General features: G+C 65.1%; 1 protein-coding gene. It reads left to right on the top strand.

The window, feature by feature from the left end:
• Positions 1–47 precede the first annotated feature (47 nt).
• Positions 48–1445 carry an IS110 family transposase gene (locus F6Q13_RS17325; protein WP_367141355.1) on the top strand — a complete coding sequence of 466 codons (1398 nt, stop codon included), beginning with the start codon at positions 48–50 and terminating at the stop codon, positions 1443–1445.
• The last annotated feature ends 81 nt before the right edge of the window (positions 1446–1526 follow it).

Raw genomic sequence — 1526 nt, 5'->3', positions numbered from 1 at the left:
ACGTGAGCATCCCCGCGCGCTGGGCGCGCGTTCCTGGCGGAGGGAAGATGCTTTGCCGTCAAGGTCGCCTTGGCGGGGTCGCTGCGTGGGGTGGACGCTTGTGGACGGGACAGCGACCGCGGCGCCACGGCCGTTATTGCCTTGGAGCCGAAGAGCCCGAACGTGAGCCTGGTCGGGCGGACCGTCGTAGGGATTCGTGGAATGTTGCCTTGAGCACGTGCGTCAGACTCCACTCTTTTGCCCAGTCCGCCTGCCGTGGTCGCTGTCCCTTTCCCCATAGTGATGAAAGGAGAACGATCATGGAAGTGCTCCACGAGCGTTGCGCGGGAATGGACATCTCCAAACGTGACGCGAAGGTTTGCGTCCGGGCCCCCGGCGCGCGCCCGGGAACCTACGGCAAGCGGATCACGGTGCATGGTGCGATGCAACGCGACATCGCTGAGCTGCGTGATCACCTGCTGGCCCAGCAGGTGACCCTGGTGGTTTTGGAAGCTACCGGGGACTACTGGAAGCCGTTCTATTACGGCCTCGAGGATGTCCTGAACGTGATGCTCGTCAACGCCAGGCACGCAAAGAACCTCCCCGGCCGCAAGACCGATATCTCCGATGCCCAATGGCTTGCTGAGCTTGGCGCGCATGGCCTCGTGCGAGGGTCGTTCGTCCCGCCCTGGCCGATTCGCCAGCTCCGGGACCTGACCCGGCAGCGAACTCTGTTGACTGGGCAGCGATCCCGGGAGATCCAGCAGCTGGAGAAGCTGATCGAGTCGACCGGAATCAAGTACACCTCGATCACCACCCGCTCGCTGGGGGTATCCGGCCGCTTGTTCCTGGAAGCCCTTGTCGCTGGCGAGCGAAAGCCGACGTCGCTCGCCGAGCTCGCCAAAGGACGGTTGCGCACCAAAACCGAGCAGCTGCGGGCCGCCTTCGAAGGCAGCTTCACCACCCACCACGCCAATCTCACCCGGCTGCACCTCGATCGCATCGACCTGCTCAATGCGCACATCCAGACGCTCACCGAGCTGATCGGCGCACTCATCGACGAGCACAGCCTGGGCTGGGCCCGGGATCTGCTCGCAACGATCCCCGGTATAAGTGAAACCGGCGCGGAGAACATCCTCGCTGAGACGGGGGTCGACATGACCTGCTTCGACACGCCCGCCCACCTGGCCTCTTGGGCCGGTGTCTGTCCAGGACAGCATGAGTCAGCCGGGAAGTCTCGCCAGGTGCGCGCCCGCCCAGGCAATGCCCACCTCAAAGGCGCGCTCGGGATCGCCGCGATGGCCGCCGCGCGGACCAACGGGTCGTTCTTCCAACACCGCTACAAGCGACTCGCCGCCCGCCGCGGGCCAACTCGCGCGCTCGTAGCCATCGAGCATTCCCTCCTGATCGCGATCTGGCACATCCTCACCCGCGGCGAGCCCTACCGAACTAGCCAAGCCGCCTAACCCAAATCCACGACACCCCAGGACCAGTCAAGGTCGCCGGGCGGTCATCCGCGCCCAATCACCACCGCATCTTCGCGTCAG

This window comes from Mycobacterium sp. (genome assembly GCF_008709575.1).
GTDB lineage: Bacteria > Actinomycetota > Actinomycetes > Mycobacteriales > Mycobacteriaceae > Mycobacterium.
This window is presented reverse-complemented; position numbering and strand designations above follow the sequence as displayed.